The following is a 19233-nucleotide window of genomic DNA, read 5'->3' as shown; positions in this document are numbered from 1 at the left end:
GTCTTCCGCAAATGAACGGTCAGGCCGCGTCGAGCAGGGCGTGGCCGGCGTCGGTCAGTGCGGCAACGCCTGGACCAGCGCTGATCAGGCCCGCAGTGCGCAGGCGCAGGCCCGCGAACTGGTCGGCGCAGCACAGGCCGTCGACGAGCAGGGAGCTCCCGGTGATCTCGCACCGGCCGTCGGCCACGGCTCTGAGAACGGCGCGGTCGTGATGTGTCAGTGAGGTGTTCATCTTCTTCTCCTAGCGGTGAAGCGTCTACTCACTAATACGTCGAAGAAGAAGGCTTCGGTTCGACATCGTCGCCGGAGAATTCCGCGCGGACGCCCAGAAGCCTCACCGCGCGGCCGTGTTCGAAGCGGTCGAGCACCACCAGCGCGGCCTCGGCCAGCTCCGATGCGGACGACGTCGGCGCGGGCAGCTTCATCAGGCGGACCTTCGTGAAGAACGGTGCGAACCGCACCTTCACGCCCACGCGCACGACCGGGCGTCCCTCCGCGACCACGTCAACCGCCACCTGGTGGGCCAGGGCCACGACCTCGCGGCGGATGTCGTCCAGCGACGTCAGGTCCTGCTGGAAGGTCTTCTCGTGCGACCGGGACTTCGCGACCCACGGCGTCGCGCTCACGACCGTGTCGCCCGCGCCCAGCCCCAGCGAGCGGAAGTACGGGCCCATCCGCGGACCGAACCGGGCGGCCAGGTCGGCCTCGGAGGCGCGGGCCAGGTCCGTCACGGTCGTCAGGCCCATCTCGGCCAGCTTGCGCTCGGTCTTCGCGCCGACGCCCCACAGCGCGGACGTCGGCCGGTGGCCCATCACCTCGACCCAGTTGTCCCTGGTCAGCTCGAACACGCCGGCGGGCTTGCCGAACTCCGTGGCGATCTTGGCGCGCAGCTTGTTGTCGCCGATGCCCACGGAGCAGTGCAGGCCGGTCGACGACAGCACCGCCGCCTGCAGCGACCTGGCCAGCGCGAGCGGGTCGTCGACGGACGCGCCGACGAACGCCTCGTCCCAGCCCATCACCTCGACGACCACCGGGAACGAGCGCAGCACGGCCATCACGTCCGCCGACGCCGCCTCGTACAGCGCGTGGTCCACGGGCAGGAAGACGGCGTCGGGGAGTTTCTTGAACGCCGTGCGCAACGGCATGCCGGAGCGGACGCCGAACTCGCGCGCCTCGTAGGACGCGGTGGCCACGACCGCGCGCTCGGCCGGGTCGCCGTTGCCGCCCACCACCACGGGCCGGCCTCGCAACGACGGGTCGCGCAGCACCTCGACCGCCGCGATGAACTGGTCGAGGTCCACGTGCAGGACCCGGTCCGCCATGCCGGCCAGAGTAGATACTGGGGGTATGAAACGCAGCGCCGGAATCCTGCTCTTCAGACGAACCGCCCAGCTCGAGGTGCTGCTGGGGCACATGGGCGGCCCGTTCTGGGCTCGCAAGGACGCGGGCGCGTGGTCCGTGCCGAAGGGCGAGTACACCGAGGACGAGACCCCGGAGGCGGCCGCGCGGCGCGAGTTCGCCGAGGAGCTCGGGCTGCCGGTGCCGGAGGGCGAGCTCCTCCCGCTGGGCGAGGCCAAGGGCTCCGGCAAGGTCATCACGGTCTGGGCGCTCGAAGGCGACCTCGACCCGGAGAGCGTCACGCCCGGCACGTTCGAGATGGAGTGGCCGCCCAAGTCGGGGCAGAAGAAGACGTTCCCCGAGGTCGACCGCGTGCAGTGGTTCTCGGTGGAGGAGGCGAGCGCGAAGATCGTCTCCGCGCAACGCCCCTTCCTCGAACGACTCACGGCCAGATAGCGGCGACCCACTCCGGGTGGTCGATGAACGGGTTCCGGTTGTGCTGGAAGCTGTCGAAGATCACCTGGTTGCGGCGCTTCTCGAACGCGTCCGGCGGGTCCTGCTGGCTCCACTGCTTCAGCACCGAGAGCTTGCCCATGTACGGCGCCGTGCCGTTGGACACCGAGTTGTTGACCTCGAGGTTCACGTAGCCGTCGTTGCCCTCGTAGCGCACGGCCATGTAGAAGAGCATGCGCGCGACGTCGCCCTTCACGGCGTCGCGGGGCTCGAACGAGTCGCCGTCGGCGTAGCTGCCCGGTGCCTCGGCGACCGCGGAGCCGCCGTTGTCGAAGTCCAGGTTGCCGCGGGCCGAGTTCACCGAGACGTCCTCGGGCCGCAGGTGGTGGACGTCGGTGCCCGGACCGGTGGCGGTGCCGAAGTCACCGTGCGACTTCGCCCAGACGTGCTCGCGGTTCCAGTCGTCGACCCCGCCGCCGTTCGCCGACTTGGCCTGCGAGCGGCCGCTGTACAGCAGGATCACGTTGTTCGAGTTGGCCGGGTCCTGGTCGGTGGACTTCAGCGCGTCCCAGACCTGGTCGTAGCTCAGCTTGGTCTGGTTCTTGATGATGCCGTTCAACGCCGACTTCAACGCCGTACCGGTCTTGCCGCACGCCGCCGTGTAGTAGCTCTCGCACGACGACGGTGGTGGCGTTGTCGTTGTTGTGGTGGTCGTCGTGGACGTCGGCGGAGTCGTGCCGGCGAACGCGAACGCCGTGGACGAGGTCAGACCGGCGTGCGAGAAGTACGCGCCCAACGTGCCCGTCACGTCGATCTGCTTGCCGAGCAGCGACGGGTTCGACTTCATCCCCCACTGCGCGCGGAACGCGGACGGGATCTGCACGTAGACCATGCTCGACGTGCTGGTGGTGGACGCCGAGTCGGCGAGCGCCAGCGCGTAGTCGTTCGGGTAGTTCGACCAGATGACCGTCGTCGTGGCCGTGGGCTGCCCGACGACGTACCCGCGGACCGTCGCCGACGCCCCGTTCTGCTGGTTGATCGCCTGCGCGACCGTGAGCGGAGCAGCGGCCACGGCGCTGGTCGACCCGTACAGGCCGACCGCCGCCAACAGGCCGACGACTAACGCAAGTGGACTCCACCGTGCCATGAGCACTCCCCGATCGTGTGGATGTTTCCCACACGATCAGGGGACACGGTCAACGAACGGTTAACGCGCGGTCACGGCAACAGGACGACCAGAGGTCGGTCAACGTCAAGTCGCCGCCGGCGCCGAAGTCACGACTTCCGCAGGTAGAGATCGCGAAGCAGGGAGATCTCGGCACCGTGGTGGATCACCTCGCGGTTGATGTGCAGCACGAGAGTCGCCATCGGTTCCGGCGCGAACGGTCCCTCCGCCGGACCGACGGGAACCGAGAGGTCCGCCTTGCGCGCGCCGGCCATCCACGTCTCGTAGGCGTCGTCGAGCTGCTTCAACGCCTCGTCGGCGCCGGCCGCGAACTGCCAGGTCGCGTAGTCGGCCGGCGGACCGCCGAAGTGCGACGCCGACCGCATCGCGAACACGCCCACCGTCACGTGCGCCAGCCGCCACGCGATCGTGGTCACCGGCGCGGGGTCGGGCGGCGGGTACTCCCAGTCGATCCCGCCGGGCGGCCGGACCGTCCACGTGTCGGCCACCGGCTCCCAGAGGTACTCCTCGTCGGTCAGCCCTTCGAGACGCGGCCGCAACTGCACGTTCCAGTGCCATTCCAGCTGGTCCGTCAACTGCTTGTTCCAGTCCATGCCGACGACCGTAGGACCGCACGCGGACATCCACTGTCCTGAGATGTCCTGGAGATGTCCGGCAGACCGGCGACCGAACAGGTGATGACCCTACGGCTGATCCTTTCGCAATCCGCGGGTGCTCCAGCACGATGAGGCCATGGCCTACGACGTCGCAGCTGTCCGCGCCCACTTCCCCGCGTTGCGCGAGGGCGCCGCGCACTTCGACGGACCGGGCGGGGCGCAGGTCCCGGACGTCGTCGGCGAGGCGGTCAGGGACGCGCTGACCTCGGCGGTCGCCAACCGCGGCTCCGTCACGGCCGCCGAACGCCGGGCCGAGGAGATCGTGCGGAAGGCCCGCTCCACGATGGCGGAGTTCCTCAACGCGGGCAGCATCGTGTTCGGGCGCAGCATGACCCAGCTGACCTACGACTTCGCCCGCACGCTCGCGAAGAACTGGCGGCCGGGCGACGAGATCATCGTGACCAGGATCGACCACGACGCGAACATTCGGCCGTGGGTGCAGGCGGCGGAGGCGGCCAGGGCCACCGTGCGGTGGGCGCCGTTCGACCGCACGACCGGTGAGCTGCCCGTCGAGGCCGTCACGAAGCTGCTGTCCGACCGCACGCGCGTCGTCGCGATCACGGCCGCGTCCAACCTCCTCGGCACCCGGCCGAACGTCGCGGAGATCGCACGGGCGGCGCACGAGATGGCGGCCTTCGTCTACGTCGACGGCGTGCACTACACCCCGCACATCCCGGTCGACGTCGAGGCGTTGGACGCCGACTTCTTCGTGTGCTCGCCGTACAAGTTCCTCGGCCCCCACCTCGGCGTGCTGGCGGCGGCACCGGAGCTGCTGGAGACGTTGCGGCCGGACAAGCTGCTGCCCTCGACCAACGCCGTGCCGGAACGGTTCGAGCTGGGCACGCTGCCCTACGAGCTGCTGGCCGGGACGACCGCGGCCGTCGAGTTCATGCGCGGTCTCGACGGTCTGGAGGACCACGAGCTGGGACTGCGCGAGAAGCTGGAGACCGGCCTGCTGGAGCTCGGCGCGCGCATCTACAGCAAGGCGTCGTCGCGCACGCCGACCGTGCTGTTCTCGGTCGACGGGCTGGAGCCGGCCGAGGTGTACCGCCGGCTCGGCGCCGAGGGCGTCAACGCGCCGGCGGGCCACTTCTACGCGCTCGAGTGCTCGCGCTGGCTCGGGCTCGGCGACAAGGGCGCGGTGCGGGCGGGCATCGGGCCGTACACCGACGAGTCCGATGTGGACCGTCTGCTCCAAGCCGTGGCCCGCCTGAAATAGCGTCAGACGAACAGCACGAGCGCCGCGTAGGCGAGCCCGACGAACACGCTGACGTTGAGCCGGCGGGTCACCCGCTCGCCGTGGTGCTCCGCGACCAACGAGCGGGCGCGCGCCCACATCAGCTTCTCGCCCGCCTGCCTGTCCGGCAGCTGCGGTGTCGTGAGCACGTCGCCGTGCGGGCCGAACGCGAGCATGAGCTGCGGCCCTGACCGGCGCACGCCGTGCAGCTGCGCCCACGGCACGCGGTAGGTCCAGATGCCGGTGTAGAGCACGACCGAGCCGTGGTCGAGGCGCAGCATCGGCTGGAACCGCGTCACCGCCGACAGCACGCACTGCACGCCGATCAACGCCAGCACGATGAGGTCCGGGTAGTACTTCAGCGCGACCAGCGCACCGGCGGCGGCGAGCAGCAGCACCGCTCCCTCGGTCCGGCGGCGGTCGCCCGGCCACACGGCGTGCGGCAGGTCGACCGGGGTGCCCGCGGTGACCGGTTCCCCCGGCAGGTGTGCACTGTGGACGGTGTGGCGCGGCCGGACGCGGCTGAGCGTGCTCGTCGCCACCACCTCGCCGTCGAGCAGCAACGCGACCTGGCCGCCGTGGTGCCACTCGCCCGCCACGAGGACCTCGGCGGGGTCGAGCTGCACCGGCGGGTCCTCCTCGCCGCGCCAGACCCGGCCGAACTGCTCGGTGTCGTGGTAGAGCGGCTCCTCCAGGCCGAGGTCGGCGAGGGTGGTGACGGTGGCGACGTCGGCCTTGTCGTGCCGCAACAGGACCCGGCGCGGTCCGATGGGGACCGCCTGCACCCGGACGGCCTTGACCGGTCCGCTCCACAGCGAACGGCGGCGGCGTTCCCGGGCGGCCAGCATGATGGCGAAGAACACCGCGGCGCCACCGAGCGTGAGCCACCACGTGACGTCCTCGGGCTCGTTCTCCATCCGCACCCACGTGCCGTCCGCCAGCACCGGCACCGAGTCGCCGACCTGGTAGCTCTCCGGCGCGAGCGGCTCGAACCCGGCGCGCTGCTCGTCCGGCAGCTGCACCCACACCTCGTAGGTGTCCTTGACCTCGACGACCTCGGCCTCGACCCGGCTGGCCTTCGCGACGTGCCGCTCGATCTCGCTGTTGGTGATGTCGTACTGCACGAACGTCAGGAACCCGAACACGACGAGCAGCACGGCGACGATCCGGAGAACTCCGCGCTGCGGCGGCATGTCCGGCAGGGAGACGACCGTCGACCCCGCCGCCTCGTGCTGGTCCGCCCGCGACCTCGCGGTCCACGCCGCCACCACGGCACACGCGGCGGCGTGCAGTCCGAACGCGACATTCGACGCCGCGCTGCCGTCGAGGACGATGTCCAGCGCACCGAACACCACACCCATCGCGCAGCCCGTGAGCACCCGGCCGAACAGCAGCAGCAACGGCGTGGCCAGCAGCGGGACCACCGCGAGCGAGAACAACGGGTCCGGCACGCACGGCTGGGCGGCCGTGCACGGAGCGTCGTTCGCGCTCGCCGCGAAGTAGAAGGCGACGGCCCACCCTCCGACGAGCCCGACCCTGGTCACCCACCACGGAACCGCGGCCGCTTGCCAGCGCTGGAGGTCCACGGTCCGATCATGACACGTCCATTGCTCCGAACGGCGCGCTTCACCCCTATCGAAACGGGTATCCGCACCTCACCCAATACGGAGGTGGAGACACAATGCTCGCCATCATCGCCGCGATCGCGTTCGGTTTAGCCCTGATCCTGGACCTCGCGAAGGCCGGGCTCGGCGACGTCATCACGGGCAACACGCTGCTCCTGCTCGGCCTGCTCCTCCTCGCGCTGCACCTCGCCGGGGTCGGCACCGGCACACGGTCGTTCAGCTGGCGTCGCCGTGCCCGCAGGTAAACCGGCTGTCGACGAGGTCGAGAGCCCCACCAAGCTGCCCAAGAGCGCTTGGTGGGGCGTGCTCAAACGAACCGTCAAAGAGTTCAACGACGACAACCTGACGGACTGGGCCGCCGCGCTGACTTACTACGCGGTGCTCTCGCTGTTCCCCGGCATCATCGTGCTCACGTCCGTGCTCGCCCTGCTCGGCGACACGACGACTCAGGAGCTCATCAAGTACGTCGACGAGGTCGCCCCCGGCGAGGCCGGCCAGCTGGTGAAGTCGTCGATCGAGGAACTGCAGAAGAGCCAGAACGCGGCCGGCCTGCTCGGCATCATCGGTCTGCTGACGGCCCTCTGGACGGCATCGGGCTACCTCGGCGCGTTCATGCGCGCGTGCAACGTCGTCTACGACGTCGAGGAGGGCCGCCCGTTCTGGAAGACCGTGCCCCTGCGCCTCGGGCTGACGCTCGGCTCGGTCGTGCTCGTGTCGCTCACCCTCGGCGCGCTCGTGCTGACCGGCGGTGTGGCGGACACCGTGGGCAACGCCATCGGGCTCGGCGACACCGTCGTCACCGTCTGGGACGTCGTGAAGTGGCCGGTCATCCTGCTGCTCGTGAGCCTCGCGCTCGCGGTCCTCTACTGGGCCGCGCCGAACGTGCGGCAGCCGGGCTTCCGCTGGGTCACGCCGGGCAGCCTGCTCGCGATCGTGCTGTGGGCGCTCGCGACCGTCGGCTTCGCGGTCTACGTGGCGAACTTCGCGTCGTACAACAAGACCTACGGCTCGCTGGGTGGCGTGATCGTCTTCCTGGTGTGGCTGTGGATCTCGAACATCGCGGTGCTGCTGGGCGCCGAGTTCGACGCGGAGCTGGAACGCGGCCGCCGGCTCGCGGAGGGCGAGGAGGACGCCTCACCCCAGCCGCGTGATCTCCCCGGGTAGCTCGGCCTCGACCGCTGTCCACACCCCGTCGGGGCCCGCCTCGACGCGCTCGCTCGTGTCGCCGGGGACCAGCACCCACAGCTGGTCCTTCTTCTCCAGCCACACCACCCCGATGCCGTCGGCGCGCGAGCTCGTGGCGTACTCGTAGGACTTGCGGAACACGTCACCGCCGTTGCGGTCGGTCACCCGGACCTCGCTCGCGCTCTCGGCGTGCGCGACGAACTTCCCGCTGGGCGAGTTCTTCGGCGCGCCGGGGCGGACGAACCGGTCGCCGGAGTCGTCGCCGCAGCCCCCGAGGAGCAGCACCAGGGCGGCCAGGACCGCCAGTGCCCTCATGACGGACCGCTGCGGAAATTGCCGTGCCTCATACCGCCCAAGGTAGCTAGCGTGATCGTCCGTGTGGGACGTTCTCGAAAGCTTTTACGACTCCGTGCCCCGACCGGGATCTCGCGTCGAGGACCACGGCGAGCTCGTGCTGTTCCTCCAGGCCGGCGACGGCTACCCGTTCTACGCGCGGCCCCGGTTCCCCGGTGGGGCCCCGGCGCTCGCCGACGTGCTGGCGGTGCGCGAACGGCAGCGCGAGCTGGGCGTGCCCGAGGCGTTCGAGTGGGTGCACGAGACGACCCCCGGCCTTCTCGCCGTGGCCGTCGAGGCAGGCTTGGAGGTGCTCCCAGCGCCGTTGATGGTGCTCGACCCCGAGAAGCTGCCGGAACCGCACCCGCACGTCCGCGTGCTCGACACCCGGCCGGCCGAGGTGCCGGTCGTGGCGGAGCTCGCGTTCTCGTCCCCCGGCACGGAGAAGGGCGAGGCGGGCATCGCGGAACGGGACGCGGCGCTCGCGGAGGCGACCCCGACGAGCACCCGGCACCGGCACGCGGTGGCCGACCTGCCGGGTGAGGGCGTGCTGGCGGTCGGCACCGCGCAACGGGCCGGTGACGTCGTCGAGATCGTGGGCATCGGCACTCTGCCGGCGGCCCGCCGGCGTGGACTCGGCGCCGCGGTCACGGCCGGGCTCGCGCGCGACGCCCTGGACAGGGGCGCGGAGCTGGTCTTCCTGTCGGCGGGCAGCCTGGACGTCGCACGGGTGTACGAACGCGTCGGGTTCCGCCGTGTCGGAACGGCCTGCATCGCCGCACCGCCCGCCTGAACCGGACGAAATGCCTCGCGGAGCTCCCGCACCGACTATCCTGCGGCCGTGATCAAGGACTTCGGGGCCGGGTTCGGACTGCTGCTGCGCGGGTTCAGGCTGGTGTTCAGCTCACCCAAGCGCGTGCTCGTCGGGGCGTTGCCCGCGGTGATCACGGTCGTGCTGATGATCGTCGGCTGGACGCTGCTGGCCACCAACATCGACTCGATCGCCGACTGGCTGACCGGCTTCGCCGACTCGTGGAGCGACACCGCGAAGAACGTCGTCCAGGTCGCCGTCGGGATCTCGGTGATCGCGGCGGTGCTCGGGCTGAGCGTGCTGCTGTTCACCGCGATCACGCTGATGATCGGCGGCCCGTTCTACGAGTACATCGCCGAGGAGGTCGAGGACGAGCTCGGCGGCGTGCCCGGGACCGAGCAGGTCGGCTTCTGGCGCGGGTTCGTCGTGGGCCTGCGCAGCACGATCCTGCTGGTCGGCGTGTCCGTGCTGTTCGCGATCCCGTTGTTCCTCTGCGGTTTCATCCCCGTCGTCGGGCAGACCGTCGTGCCCGTGCTGGGTGTCTGCATCAACGCCTACCTGCTCGGCATAGAGCTGACCGGCATCCCGTTCACCCGCCGCGGCCGGACGTTCAAGCAGCGCAGGCAGATCCTCGCCACGCGCCGGTCGATGGTGCTCGGGTTCGCCGTGCCGACCTACCTGCTGTGCCTGATCCCGCTGGCCGCGTTGGTCGTGATCCCGGCGGCGATGGCAGGCGGCACGGTGCTGGCGCACCGCCTGCTCACCGGGGACCGCGCCACTACTGCGTGAACGGCAGCCAGGCCTGCTGAGCCAACCCGTTGCGCGCGTTGATCTGCACGCCTCCCATCGAGATCGACCACAGCTGGTCGCCGATCACGATGGTGCGTCGCTGGCCTGCGCCGTAGTTCTGGCTCTCCGGCTCGACGATCTTCCCCGCGTCGCGCAGCTGGTCGCCCTCGACCTTCAGCACCAGTGACGACACCTCGTAGTTCGTCCGGTAGTTCTGCACCGGGACGACCAGGGTGCCGTCCTGGGGCCAGAACAGGAACGCGTGCGGGTCGACCTGGGCCTCGGAGGCCGAGTTCGGCAGGTGGTGCTGCGCGAGCCGGCGCGGTGCCGCGGGGTTGCTCACGTCGAACAGCGACACCTGCGTTCCCGTGGTGCGGCCCTGGTCCGTCGCCTCCTGGCCGACGCCGATCAGCCTGCCGTCGCCCGCGGGGTGCAGGTAGGCGGAGAAGCCGGTGATCTTCAGCTCGCCGGTGACCCTGGGCTGTTCGGGAACGCTGAGGTCCAGCGTGTAGAGCGGGTCGGTCTGGCGGAACGTGACGACGTAGCCCGTGCGGCCGATGAAGCGGACGCTGTAGATCTTCTCGCCCTTGCCCAGGCCACCGACCTGACCGACCTTCGCGAGCGCGTTCCCCTGTCGCCGCAACGTCGTGACGAAGCTTTCGGACGGCTGCGGATCGCGGGGCGCGATCTCCGGCGGCACGCGCCAGCAGCACTGTCCCGCGTTGCCGGTGGTCGTTGCCACGCGGAGGACCCCCTCGTGCTCCGACAACGAGTACTGGTTCAGCAGCGTGCCGCCGACCTCACCGGACGCGACGTGCTTCGGCGGTCCCGCCTGGCTGATGTCGAACTGGTGGATCGCCGTCGTGGCCGGGCGCTGCACCGGGGGCTTCCCCGGGAGCTCCGGCAGCAGGCGGTGGTCGTCGGCGACGTAGAGGGTGCGGTCGGTGCCGTAGACCGTGTCGCCGTCGGCCACGATCGAGACGGGCTTGCCGGTGCCGAGCTGGCCGGAGAGCTCGAACGAGAGCACGGTCAGCATCGACGTCCCGCTCGGCGCGGACGGGCGGCTGACGTTCGCGCAGTCGACCAGGGTGCCGGTCGACTTCGCGCCCCGCTCGTCCAGCTCGTAGCGCGGCAGCCACGACGAGATGGGCTCGTTCTGCAGGATCTCCCTGTTGCGGCGCAACGATCCCGCGTCGTTCGTCGTCTCGTCCGGGTACACCCACGGGATGCGCGGCTGCGAGCGGACGACGACGCGGGCGGTGCCGCCGATCTGCCGGGCGTCGAGGTAGGAGCCGTCGACCTTGAGGCTGCTGATCTCCTTGAGCCCCCGGAGATCCACGAGGACGAGCTCGGTGCCGGACTCGGGCGCGAACGACGGCCGGCCGGGGCGCGTCGGCTTCGTGATCGGCACCGGGTTGTCGGTGACCACCAGCGCGCGGTCGCCGGAGACCAGCAGCTGCGTCGCCCGCCGCTCGCCGAGGTCGACGGTGCCGGAGATGGTCTTCGACGCCACGTCGACCACGCGCAGCTTGCCGTCGGCGATCGAGAAGACGCGTTTCCCGTCCGTCTTCACGATGTCCGGCTCGTCGACGCCCTGCTCGTGGACGTTGGTCGTCGAGTGGTCCTGCTGCGGCTGGGGCGGGGTGGCGGGCATCGCGTCGGGCACGCTCTTCTGCGCGACCCCCGCGCTGGTGTCCGATGCCGAGCTCTCCATCGTCATGAACCGGCCGCTCGCGAGGCCGTACGGGCCGACGTACGGGGCCATGGCGCGGCGCAGTTCGGTGACCGCGTTGTCGCACGAGTCGAACGCGACGAGGCGTACCGGTCCGTAGTCGGCGACCGGTGGTGGAGCGAGGGTCTCGTCCCTCACCGCGGAGCTCACGCACACTCCGGCGACGGCCAGCACGGCGGCGCCGGCCCACAGCTTCTTGCCGTTCATGGTGTGAGGACGGAAGCGGAGCCGGGAAGGGTTGCCCGCCTTCCCGGCTTTCGCCCTTACAGCTGAGCCTGGATCTGCGCCGCGTAGGTGGCGACGCGGGTGTAGACGCCGGGGTACCCGGCCGCCGCGCAGCCCTCGCCCCACGACGTGATGCCGATCAGCTTGCCGCCGGCCACGAGCGGGCCGCCGGAGTCGCCCTGGCAGGTGTCGGTGCCGCCCTGCGCGTAGCCGGCGCACACCATGTGGGTCGCGTTGAAGTCGCTGCCGTACGAGCTGGAGCAGGACGAGCTGCTCGTCAGCGGCACGGTGGCGGTGAGCAGGTAGCGCGAGGCCGAACCACCGGACGACGTCGTCCCCCAGCCGAGGATCCGCGAGCTGGTGCCGGCGGCGTAGAGGCCGCTGTCCGACGACGTGGCGAACGGCAGCGGGGTCTGCGAGAGGTTGCGGTCGAGGGTGAGCACGGAGACGTCGTAGCCCCGCGTCACGTCGCGGTAGCTCGGGTGGATCCAGATCTTGGTGACCCTGGCGGTGACGCCCGCGGTGGAGTTCTTGTCGTCACGACCGGCCACGACGCGGACCGCCGACGCCGAGTCGCCCACGGTGCAGTGCGCCGCCGTGACGACCTTGTTGGGAGCGACGAGAGTGCCGCCGCAGTACTGGAAACCGCTGCTGGTGGCGAGGTAGACGACCCAGGGGTAGGTGGACGTGCTCGCGCGCGTGCCACCGACGATCTGGGTGCCGAACTCGCCGTCGGCGGTGGGGACCGGAGCTGCTTCGGCCACGCTGACGCAGGCCATGGACAGCGTCGCCGCCGCCAGTGCCGCACCGAGCAGGGACCGGAGGCGGTGCAGGGTTGCCGCCATGATCGTCTCCTTCTTCTGTTGTGACCCGCCGGTGCAGGGCCGGTGGGTGCTTAAAAGGAAGACACGAGCGCGCGGGCACCGGGTAGGGCTGGTCCGCGTAGGCCATTCGGCCGTCCTCACACGCGCGTGATTGGATCGACCGCGAACAACCCCGTTCCGAGAGGAAGTCTGTGATGGCCCCCACGAAGCCTGAGGTCGACCCGCACGACGGCCCGGCGCCCGCCGACCTGCTCATCGAGGACATCACCGTCGGCGACGGTCCGGAGGCCACGGCAGGGCAGTTCGTGTCCGTGCACTACGTCGGCGTCTCGCACTCGACCGGCGAGCAGTTCGACGCGTCCTGGGACCGCGGCGAGGCGTTCCAGTTCCCGCTCGGCGGCGGCCGCGTCATCCAGGGCTGGGACCAGGGCGTCCAGGGCATGAAGGTCGGTGGCCGCCGGAAGCTGGTCATCCCGCCGCACCTGGGCTACGGCGCGCGCGGCGCCGGTGGCGTGATCAAGCCGAACGAGACGCTGATCTTCGTCGTAGACCTGCTCGGCGTGAACTGACTCCAGCTTGACTCCGCGGCGTCCCACTGGTTCGTTCGGTGGGACGCCGTTGGTCTGCACGGCCTATTTGCCGCCGGGGTGGAACGGGATCCCGTCCGGCTGCGTCATCCTTTGAGTCCGCCGCAAGCTGGGGAGGAAAGACCGGTGCCCGAGGACATCGCCGGGTCCGAGCAGATGCTCGCGAACTGGAACCAGAACATCCAGGAACGTGCCGCCCGCTACCAGGAGATGGCGACGCGGGTCCAGGGGATGACGATCTCCGAGCGGTCCTCGGACGGTTCCGTCGAGCTCACCGTCGGGTCCAACGGGATCCTGCAGAACCTCGTGATCAACGAGTCGGCCGCCGGCAAGCGCATGTCCGAGGTCAGCGGCGAGATCATGAGGCTGCTGCAGCGCGCGCAGTCCCGGATTCCCGAGCTGCTGCAGGAGGCCATGGCCGAGACCATCGGCACGCAGGACGAGACCGCCAACGTCCTGTTCAACGAGGCCAGGAAGAACTTCCCGGCGCCTCCCGCCGAGGAGCCGACGCGGACGCCGTACGACCGCAACGAGATCAACTTCCGGGTGGAGGACGACGCACCGCCGCCCGCCCGCCCGACGCCACCGCCTCCCCCGCGCCGCAGGCCGCCGTCCGACGACGACGACTTCGGCGGGGAGTCCGTGCTCACCTGATCGTCCTGTCCGCTGATCGTCCTGTTCCACTGCCCGAACTTGAGGGGGTTCGATGACTTCCGGTGGTTTCGAAGTCACCTCGGACGTGCTGGAAGCGCACGCCAAGGCTCTGGAAGGCCTGCACGGGCGGTTGCAGGGAGCAGTGGACGCGGCGAACACCGTGTCGATGCCGACCGACGCGTACGGGATCATCTGCCAGCCGTTCCGGATGCTGCTCGACCCCGTCGAGCAGTGGGGCATGAACGCGCTCAAGGGCGTGGCCGACGCGATGGACGCGACCTCGAAGAAGGTCACCGAGACCGCCAAGCACTACCAGGCGGTCGAGGACCAGATCGCCAACGCTCTGAAGGGCTTCTGATGTCCACACCGAACCCGTTGGTGGCTCAGGCGCCCGCGGAGCCGTCCGGCTTCTTCAACGCCGGCACCGGTGACAACGGCTGGGCGACCGGTTTCTCCATCGCCGACTCCGCGGTGGACGCGTACAAGGGCATCTCCGAGGGCAGCTGGATCGAGGGCGGCCTCGGCGTCGTGGGTCTCGTCGCCGACGCGGCGTCGATGGCGATCGACCCGTTCGGCACGCTGCTGTCGTCCGCGGCGTCGTTCCTGATGGAGCACATGCAGCCGTTGAAGGAGGCGCTGGACTGGCTGGCGGGCGACCCGCCGGTGATCCAGTCGTACTCCACGACGTGGGGCAACGTCTCCGCGGAGCTGGGCAAGATCGCCGGCGACTACAAGGCGGCGGTCGACGCCACCGCGTCGTGGACCGGTGCCGCCGGTGACGCCTACCGCAAGTCGGCGGGCGAGCAGCTGGACGCGTTGTCCGGCGCGGCCTCCACCGCGGGTTCGGTCGGCACCGTGGTCGGCGTGATGGGCATGGTCGTCGGGTTCGTGCGCGAGATGGTGCGCGACCTGATCGCCGACCTGGTCGCGAAGCTGATCACGTGGGTGCTGGAGGCCGTGTTCACGCTCGGCTTCGGCACGCCGGTGATCGTGGCGCAGGCCGTGACCGCGATCTCGAAGTGGGCCACCCGCATCGGTGAGCTGATCCAGAAGCTCATCAAGACCATCAAGAAGGTCTCGCCGCTGCTGGGCCGTCTCGTCGAGATCTTCACCAAGATCATGAAGGTGATCGGCAAGCTGGTCGGCAAGGTGACCGGCCTCGACGTGATCTCCACGAAGTCCATCAAGCCGGGCGGGTTCTTCCACCGCCCCGACGCCGCGGACCTCACGCCGTCCGGCAGCCACGGCGCGCCGTCGTCCACGCGGTCGCCGGACAGCTCGCCGTCGTCACCGTCCTCTCCGGACAGTTCGCCGTCGTCACCGTCGTCGCCTTCGTCCACTCCGGACAGTTCGCCTTCTTCGCCGTCCTCGTCGTCGCCTTCCACTTCGTCGACGCCGGACGCACCTTCCCGCGTGCCGGACTCGTCGGCGCCTTCATCGGCACCGTCGCCGTCGCCGTCGCGCGCGCCCGACAGCCCGTCAACACCGGACTCGCCGACGCCGTCGCGGGCCCCGGACAGCTCGTCCCCGGACGTGCCGTCGCGGGCCCCCGACTCCTCCTCGGCGCCCTCGGTCGCCCGCACGCCGGACAGCTCCCCGTCGTCCCCGTCCGGCGCCCCGCACAGCGCGTCGTCGCCGTCAGCCCCTTCGGCGCCCGACGCGCCGGCCCCGCGCAACACGGGTCAGACGGTCCAGTCGTCGGTCGCACCTCCGGAGGCCCCCGCGCGTCCGGACGTCCCGCACGCCCCGTCACGCACCCCCGACAGCTCGCCGTCGACCGCGCCGTCCCAGGCGGCGCCGATGGGCGGCGGCGCTCCGAACGCCGGCGGCAACGCCCCGTCGTCTCCGGCGGCCGGCCGTCCATCCACCGGCGGCCAGGGCTGGACCGGCACGCCGGGCAGCCGTGGTGACCTGGGGTCGAGCGCTCCCGCGCCGCGGTCCCCCGACCTGTCGACGTCGGCCTCCCGCGCCGACGCCCCGTCCCGCCCGAGCTCGATGCCGTCCGCACCGTCGGCCCCGCCGGCGCCGTCCGGCGGGATGCCCTCGGGCGGCATGCCGCACAGCCCGTCCGGCGGTGCCCCATCCGGTGGCGTTCCGCACGGCCCGTCCGGCGGCGCCCCGTCCGGTGGCGTCCCGCACAGCCCGTCGGCGAACGCTCCGCACAGCCCGTCGGCCACGAGCCCGTCGGCGAGCGCCCCGCACACCACCAGCCCGTCGTCCCCGAACGCGGGCCGTCCCGAAGCGACTCCCCCGAGCCGCGCCACCACGCCGTCGGCCGCGACTCCGCACGCACCGTCGGCGCCGAACGCTCCGTCGTCCCCGAACATGCCTCCCGCCGGGCCGTCGCACGCCCCGTCGGCAGGCGGGCCGAACGCACCGCGCGGCGACGCCCCGATGCGCCCGCAGTCGGCCGCACCGACGGCCCCGAACGCACCGCACAGCCCCACCACCCCGTCCGCGCGCCCGGACGCCCCGCAAGGCCGTCCCAACGGTCCCTTCGGCGGCCCCACCACGCCCCACGGCGGTCCCTCCGGCCGTCCGGACGCACCGCACGGCGGCCCGAACGCCCCGTCCCGTCCCGACGCGCCGTCGTCGCGCCCGAACGGTCCGCAGGGCGGCCCCGGCACGCCCCACGGCGGACGCCCCGACGGCCCCTTCGGCGGTCCCAACGGACCGTCCCGTCCGGACGCGCCCCACGGCGGCCCCGGCTCGCCGTCGCGTCCCGACGCTCCCCACCGCCCCGACGGCAGCGGTCCCGGCAACCGCCCGGACAGCACCCGACCCGACGGCGCACGCCCCGACGGCTCGCGCCCGCAGACCCCGGACGGCGCCCGCCCGCGCGGCACCGACACGTCCCAGGCCCCGCACCGCGCTCCGGACGCCACCCGTCCCGAGTCCGCGATCCCGCACCAGCCCAGTGCTCCCCACAACCCGAACGGTCCCGGCACGCCCCACAGCCCGGACGCCCCGCACAGCCCCGACGCTCCCCACCACGGCCCGGACGCCGACCGTCCGCACGACACCGACCGCCCCCACGACCCGGACCGCCCGCACGACGGCGACCCGGACGCGCCGAACACCCACGACGCGCCGCCCGCCGACCGTCCGAGCCCCGAGGACGCGCACGCCAGGCACGCCGAGCCCACCCCCGCCGGGATCTCCCACCACGGCGGCGACGGCGACATGGGCGACCTGCCCCACCGCGTGCCGAACGACCCGCGCTTCTTCACGGCGGACGTCCACATCACGCCCGACGGCCACGCGCGCATCGGTGGTCACGACTACACGCCCGCCGAGTACGCCGACATGCTGCGGCGCGGCGGCTACGACGGCAGCCGTCCCGTTCGCCTGATCGGGTGCGACGCCGGCAGCAACGACTTCGCCCAGCAGTTGTCGCGGCACCTCGACGCCCCCGTCGTGGCGCCGACCAGGCCCGCCTGGACCGACAGCCACGGCCGTGTCTTCTCGAGCGACGCCGAGATCCGTCCCGATGGCACCCGCGAACCGCGGATCCCCCCGAACGGCGAGTGGGAGACCCACCACCCGGACGGCTCCCGCACCAGGGCGAGCGACGACGGCTTCGCGCCCGGCTCGCACGAGCACGACTCGGACCTCGACCCGACCGACGCCCGTGACCGCGCGGCGGATCCCAACCAGCCCGTCTACGACCCTCCGCCCAACCGCGACCGGATCGACGAGACGGCCGCGGACTTCGACGAGAGGTTCGTCGACTACGACCGGCCCGGTCACGGCGACCCGAACAACTCGCACTACCACCGCGACCCGAACCCGCCGGACGACCTGGGTTCGCCGCGCGACGTCGACGCACCGGCGCGCGACCGCGTCCGCGACGCCGCCGGTCCGCCCAGGGCCGTCGAGGACGTGCCGACCGTGCCGGAGCCGCTGCGCGGCCACACGACACCGCCGGACCACACCAGCCTGCCGCCGAACACCCAGTTCAACGTCAGCAACCCGAACGGGACGCGCACGACGTTCTTCACCGACGCCGACGGCAACGTGAAGTGGGTCGAGGCGACATCGGGCTCGAAGTCCGGTGCCGCGGACGGCGTGCACGGCTTCAACCCGGACCTCGACTACCCGCTGATGGGCGACGTGCAGTACCGCGTCAACGACCAGTGGGACTTCCACACCAACGAGCACGGCCAGACCGACTCCGTGTCCGGCACGCCGACCTACGGCAAGTCCGACAGCAACCTCCGCGACGACTCGGGCGACTACAGCGCCCAGGGCCGTGCCGGGGGCGAGGGCAAGGCCGCCTACGAGGGCACCGAGTACGAGAACGTGAAGTGGGCCGGCGGCCACATCGTCGCGAACGAGGCCGGCGGCCCCGGCGAGTACATCAACATGTTCGGCCAGATGAACGCGTCGAACTCGGGCCACAACAGGGACGGGTTCAGCAACGCCGCCTCGTGGCGCGCCGAGGAGGCCGACCTGGCCAAGTTCGCGCGCCAGCCGAACCAGGCGGTCGCCGACTACCAGGTGCGGATGACGCGCCGGGAGGACGGCCTGCCCGAGACGGTCGAGATGCGCTACACCAAGGTGACCTACAACGCCGACGGTACGGTCGCGTCGTCCGAGGTGATCAGGAAGACCTTCAAGAACGTTCCGGAGAACGCCAACTATGGACCCAAGACTCCCTACGGCGGCTGAGCCGCTGCTGGCCGAGCTCCTCGAGATCCTGGAGCTGTCCGCACCGCTGAACTGGGAGACCGTGCGGTTCTCGGTGCAGGCGACGGTGCTGACCGACTCGTCGACGGTCGCCGCGGTCAAGAAGGACGGCACCCGCAGGTCCTACGCGGTGTCCGACACCTTCGCGACGAAGCTCGACCAGTTCCGCGGTGCCTGCTACGAGCCGGGGCGGGGGACGTGGTTCTCCGCCACGATCACGCTGAAAGACGGCGCCGAGCCGGACGTGCGGCTGAACTACGACGAGAAGCCGGAGTGGCCGGGAGCCTGGCCGCACCCGTACTCGTACGTGCGCGACCTGGAGTTCTTCCCGCGCGACGACGAGCACGTCCCCGCCTGGCTGCGGGAGCAGGTCGAACTGGCCGCCGCCGAGGCGGACGCCGCCGGTCCGCCGGACGGACGATAGGGTCGGGCGACCGACTCGGAGGAGGACCGGAACGCGATGACCGGATGGCCGACGCTCGACCCCGCCGGGCAGAAGGACGTGCTCGACCGGCTCACGGTGATGCTGCTCGAGGCGCTGCCGCAGGACTGGGAGCGGGTGCAGATCGAGTACCGCGTCGTCGGCAGGCACAGCGACGGCCGCGTGGGACTCGTCCGCGGCGACGGGATCATGCGCGACTGGGACCCGCCGCTCGAGACGTGGCACCGCTTCCAGGACCTCCGCGGCGGCATGTACGCCGAGGGCGAGGGCACCTGGTTCGGCGCGCAGTACAAGCTCGAGAAGCCCGACAAGTTCTCGGTCAAGTTCAACTGGGACCGCAAGCCGGAGTTCTCCGGCGGGATCGGCCGCGACCAGTACGAGATCGAGCAGGAGCGGTTCCCGCGCGTCGAGTCGCACCAGCCCGACTGGTACCGCGAGGGGCTGGCGCAAGGCGCCTCGTGACCCGT

Annotated in this window: 20 protein-coding genes and 1 pseudogene; 12 read left to right on the top strand and 9 right to left on the bottom strand. The window is 71.1% G+C overall.

The genetic code is table 11. The features are described from left to right. Window positions 1-19: 19 nt before the first annotated feature. Together ACFWV3_RS33950 and ACFWV3_RS33945 are read right to left on the bottom strand one after the other, a co-directional pair. The gene (locus ACFWV3_RS33950; RefSeq protein WP_382417425.1) at window positions 20-232 is read right to left on the bottom strand and encodes a hypothetical protein; all 213 of its coding nucleotides are present in this window, start codon (window positions 230-232) and stop codon (window positions 20-22) included. Window positions 233-263: 31 nt separating this feature from the next. Continuing rightward, window positions 264-1322, bottom strand: coding sequence for a DNA polymerase IV (locus tag ACFWV3_RS33945; protein ID WP_382417423.1), 1059 nt, complete (start codon window positions 1320-1322; stop codon window positions 264-266). Window positions 1323-1347: 25 nt separating this feature from the next. On the opposite strand from ACFWV3_RS33945, the gene ACFWV3_RS33940 reads away from it, so the two are divergent. Next, a complete protein-coding gene (locus ACFWV3_RS33940; protein ID WP_382417421.1) occupies window positions 1348-1794 on the top strand; it encodes an NUDIX domain-containing protein in 447 nt (148 codons plus the stop codon). Here ACFWV3_RS33940 and ACFWV3_RS33935 read toward each other — a convergent pair. The 3 genes and pseudogenes from ACFWV3_RS33935 to ACFWV3_RS33925 form a co-directional block, all read right to left on the bottom strand. After that, window positions 1781-2560, bottom strand: coding sequence for an endonuclease I family protein (locus ACFWV3_RS33935; RefSeq protein ID WP_382417554.1), 780 nt, complete (start codon window positions 2558-2560; stop codon window positions 1781-1783). The genes ACFWV3_RS33940 and ACFWV3_RS33935 overlap by 14 nt on opposite strands. Next, a pseudogene (locus ACFWV3_RS33930) lies at window positions 2546-2938 on the bottom strand (DUF6359 domain-containing protein); the annotation flags it as partial. The pseudogene ACFWV3_RS33930 and the gene ACFWV3_RS33935, both read right to left, overlap by 15 nt. Window positions 2939-3066: 128 nt before the next feature. Further along, a complete protein-coding gene (locus tag ACFWV3_RS33925) occupies window positions 3067-3570 on the bottom strand; it encodes a DinB family protein (RefSeq protein ID WP_382417419.1) in 504 nt (167 codons plus the stop codon). Window positions 3571-3709: 139 nt separating this feature from the next. Here ACFWV3_RS33925 and ACFWV3_RS33920 point away from each other — a divergent pair, with 139 nt between their 5' ends. Further along, entirely contained in the window at window positions 3710-4852 is a 1143-nt protein-coding gene (locus ACFWV3_RS33920; protein ID WP_382417417.1) for a cysteine desulfurase-like protein, read from the top strand. Between the two features lie 2 nt (window positions 4853-4854). Here ACFWV3_RS33920 and ACFWV3_RS33915 read toward each other — a convergent pair whose 3' ends face one another. After that, a complete protein-coding gene (locus ACFWV3_RS33915) occupies window positions 4855-6456 on the bottom strand; it encodes a hypothetical protein (RefSeq protein WP_382417415.1) in 1602 nt (533 codons plus the stop codon). 95 nt (window positions 6457-6551) lie between these two features. Here ACFWV3_RS33915 and ACFWV3_RS33910 point away from each other — a divergent pair, with 95 nt between their 5' ends. After that, complete coding sequence (locus tag ACFWV3_RS33910) at window positions 6552-6740, top strand: hypothetical protein (protein ID WP_382417413.1); 189 nt, start codon at window positions 6552-6554, stop codon at window positions 6738-6740. Further along, window positions 6727-7659 carry a YihY/virulence factor BrkB family protein gene (locus tag ACFWV3_RS33905; protein WP_382417411.1) on the top strand — a complete coding sequence of 311 codons (933 nt, stop codon included), beginning with the start codon at window positions 6727-6729 and terminating at the stop codon, window positions 7657-7659. The genes ACFWV3_RS33910 and ACFWV3_RS33905 overlap by 14 nt, the downstream gene beginning before the upstream one ends. On the opposite strand, the gene ACFWV3_RS33900 is transcribed toward ACFWV3_RS33905, so the two are convergent. Beyond that, window positions 7630-7995, bottom strand: coding sequence for a hypothetical protein (locus ACFWV3_RS33900; protein ID WP_382417409.1), 366 nt, complete (start codon window positions 7993-7995; stop codon window positions 7630-7632). The genes ACFWV3_RS33905 and ACFWV3_RS33900 overlap by 30 nt on opposite strands. Before the next feature lie 61 nt (window positions 7996-8056). Between ACFWV3_RS33900 and ACFWV3_RS33895 the strand changes: the two genes are divergently transcribed. Continuing rightward, window positions 8057-8806 carry a GNAT family N-acetyltransferase gene (locus ACFWV3_RS33895; RefSeq protein WP_382417407.1) on the top strand — a complete coding sequence of 250 codons (750 nt, stop codon included), beginning with the start codon at window positions 8057-8059 and terminating at the stop codon, window positions 8804-8806. Window positions 8807-8854: 48 nt separating this feature from the next. Beyond that, window positions 8855-9613: an EI24 domain-containing protein gene (locus ACFWV3_RS33890; protein ID WP_382417405.1), complete on the top strand. Its 759-nt coding sequence runs from the start codon at window positions 8855-8857 to the stop codon at window positions 9611-9613. Here ACFWV3_RS33890 and ACFWV3_RS33885 read toward each other — a convergent pair. After that, window positions 9603-11552, bottom strand: a complete 1950-nt coding sequence (locus tag ACFWV3_RS33885; RefSeq protein ID WP_382417403.1) for a beta-propeller domain-containing protein — start codon at window positions 11550-11552, stop codon at window positions 9603-9605. The genes ACFWV3_RS33890 and ACFWV3_RS33885 overlap by 11 nt on opposite strands. 56 nt (window positions 11553-11608) lie before the next feature. Next, complete coding sequence (locus tag ACFWV3_RS33880) at window positions 11609-12415, bottom strand: S1 family peptidase (protein WP_382417401.1); 807 nt, start codon at window positions 12413-12415, stop codon at window positions 11609-11611. A gap of 173 nt (window positions 12416-12588) precedes the next feature. On the opposite strand from ACFWV3_RS33880, the gene ACFWV3_RS33875 reads away from it, so the two are divergent. From ACFWV3_RS33875 to ACFWV3_RS33850, 6 genes are all read left to right on the top strand, one after another. After that, window positions 12589-12963, top strand: coding sequence for an FKBP-type peptidyl-prolyl cis-trans isomerase (locus tag ACFWV3_RS33875; protein WP_382417399.1), 375 nt, complete (start codon window positions 12589-12591; stop codon window positions 12961-12963). A 144-nt stretch (window positions 12964-13107) separates the two neighbouring features. Next, window positions 13108-13635, top strand: a complete 528-nt coding sequence (locus ACFWV3_RS33870) for a YbaB/EbfC family nucleoid-associated protein (protein ID WP_382417397.1) — start codon at window positions 13108-13110, stop codon at window positions 13633-13635. A 52-nt stretch (window positions 13636-13687) separates the two neighbouring features. Beyond that, window positions 13688-13993 (top strand): type VII secretion target, encoded by a 306-nt coding sequence (locus tag ACFWV3_RS33865; protein WP_382417395.1) that lies wholly within the window; start codon window positions 13688-13690, stop codon window positions 13991-13993. Next, window positions 13993-18306, top strand: a complete 4314-nt coding sequence (locus tag ACFWV3_RS33860) for a hypothetical protein (protein WP_382417393.1) — start codon at window positions 13993-13995, stop codon at window positions 18304-18306. The genes ACFWV3_RS33865 and ACFWV3_RS33860 overlap by 1 nt, the downstream gene beginning before the upstream one ends. Continuing rightward, on the top strand, window positions 18278-18748 hold the full coding sequence (locus ACFWV3_RS33855; RefSeq protein WP_382417391.1) for a hypothetical protein: 471 nt from the start codon (window positions 18278-18280) through the stop codon (window positions 18746-18748). The genes ACFWV3_RS33860 and ACFWV3_RS33855 overlap by 29 nt, the downstream gene beginning before the upstream one ends. 36 nt (window positions 18749-18784) lie before the next feature. Next, entirely contained in the window at window positions 18785-19228 is a 444-nt protein-coding gene (locus ACFWV3_RS33850) for a hypothetical protein (protein ID WP_382417389.1), read from the top strand. Window positions 19229-19233: the final 5 nt, after the last annotated feature.

Origin of the sequence: Lentzea sp. NPDC059081 (genome assembly GCF_042738015.1) — a bacterium.
Classification (GTDB): Bacteria; Actinomycetota; Actinomycetes; order Mycobacteriales; family Pseudonocardiaceae; genus Lentzea.
This window is presented reverse-complemented; position numbering and strand designations above follow the sequence as displayed.

What these genes read in the sequence shown, in the direction of transcription:
- ACFWV3_RS33885 (WP_382417403.1), bottom strand. Translation starts at nt 11,552, where the DNA reads ATGAACGGCAAGAAGCTGTGGGCCGGCGCCGCCGTGCTGGCCGTCGCC.
- ACFWV3_RS33920 (WP_382417417.1), top strand. Translation starts at nt 3,710, where the DNA reads ATGGCCTACGACGTCGCAGCTGTCCGCGCCCACTTCCCCGCGTTGCGC.
- ACFWV3_RS33860 (WP_382417393.1), top strand. Translation starts at nt 13,993, where the DNA reads ATGTCCACACCGAACCCGTTGGTGGCTCAGGCGCCCGCGGAGCCGTCC.
- ACFWV3_RS33880 (WP_382417401.1), bottom strand. Translation starts at nt 12,415, where the DNA reads ATGGCGGCAACCCTGCACCGCCTCCGGTCCCTGCTCGGTGCGGCACTG.
- ACFWV3_RS33850 (WP_382417389.1), top strand. Translation starts at nt 18,785, where the DNA reads ATGACCGGATGGCCGACGCTCGACCCCGCCGGGCAGAAGGACGTGCTC.
- ACFWV3_RS33875 (WP_382417399.1), top strand. Translation starts at nt 12,589, where the DNA reads ATGGCCCCCACGAAGCCTGAGGTCGACCCGCACGACGGCCCGGCGCCC.
- ACFWV3_RS33925 (WP_382417419.1), bottom strand. Translation starts at nt 3,570, where the DNA reads ATGGACTGGAACAAGCAGTTGACGGACCAGCTGGAATGGCACTGGAAC.
- ACFWV3_RS33910 (WP_382417413.1), top strand. Translation starts at nt 6,552, where the DNA reads ATGCTCGCCATCATCGCCGCGATCGCGTTCGGTTTAGCCCTGATCCTG.
- ACFWV3_RS33940 (WP_382417421.1), top strand. Translation starts at nt 1,348, where the DNA reads ATGAAACGCAGCGCCGGAATCCTGCTCTTCAGACGAACCGCCCAGCTC.
- ACFWV3_RS33865 (WP_382417395.1), top strand. Translation starts at nt 13,688, where the DNA reads ATGACTTCCGGTGGTTTCGAAGTCACCTCGGACGTGCTGGAAGCGCAC.
- ACFWV3_RS33945 (WP_382417423.1), bottom strand. Translation starts at nt 1,322, where the DNA reads ATGGCGGACCGGGTCCTGCACGTGGACCTCGACCAGTTCATCGCGGCG.
- ACFWV3_RS33900 (WP_382417409.1), bottom strand. Translation starts at nt 7,995, where the DNA reads ATGAGGGCACTGGCGGTCCTGGCCGCCCTGGTGCTGCTCCTCGGGGGC.
- ACFWV3_RS33855 (WP_382417391.1), top strand. Translation starts at nt 18,278, where the DNA reads ATGGACCCAAGACTCCCTACGGCGGCTGAGCCGCTGCTGGCCGAGCTC.
- ACFWV3_RS33950 (WP_382417425.1), bottom strand. Translation starts at nt 232, where the DNA reads ATGAACACCTCACTGACACATCACGACCGCGCCGTTCTCAGAGCCGTG.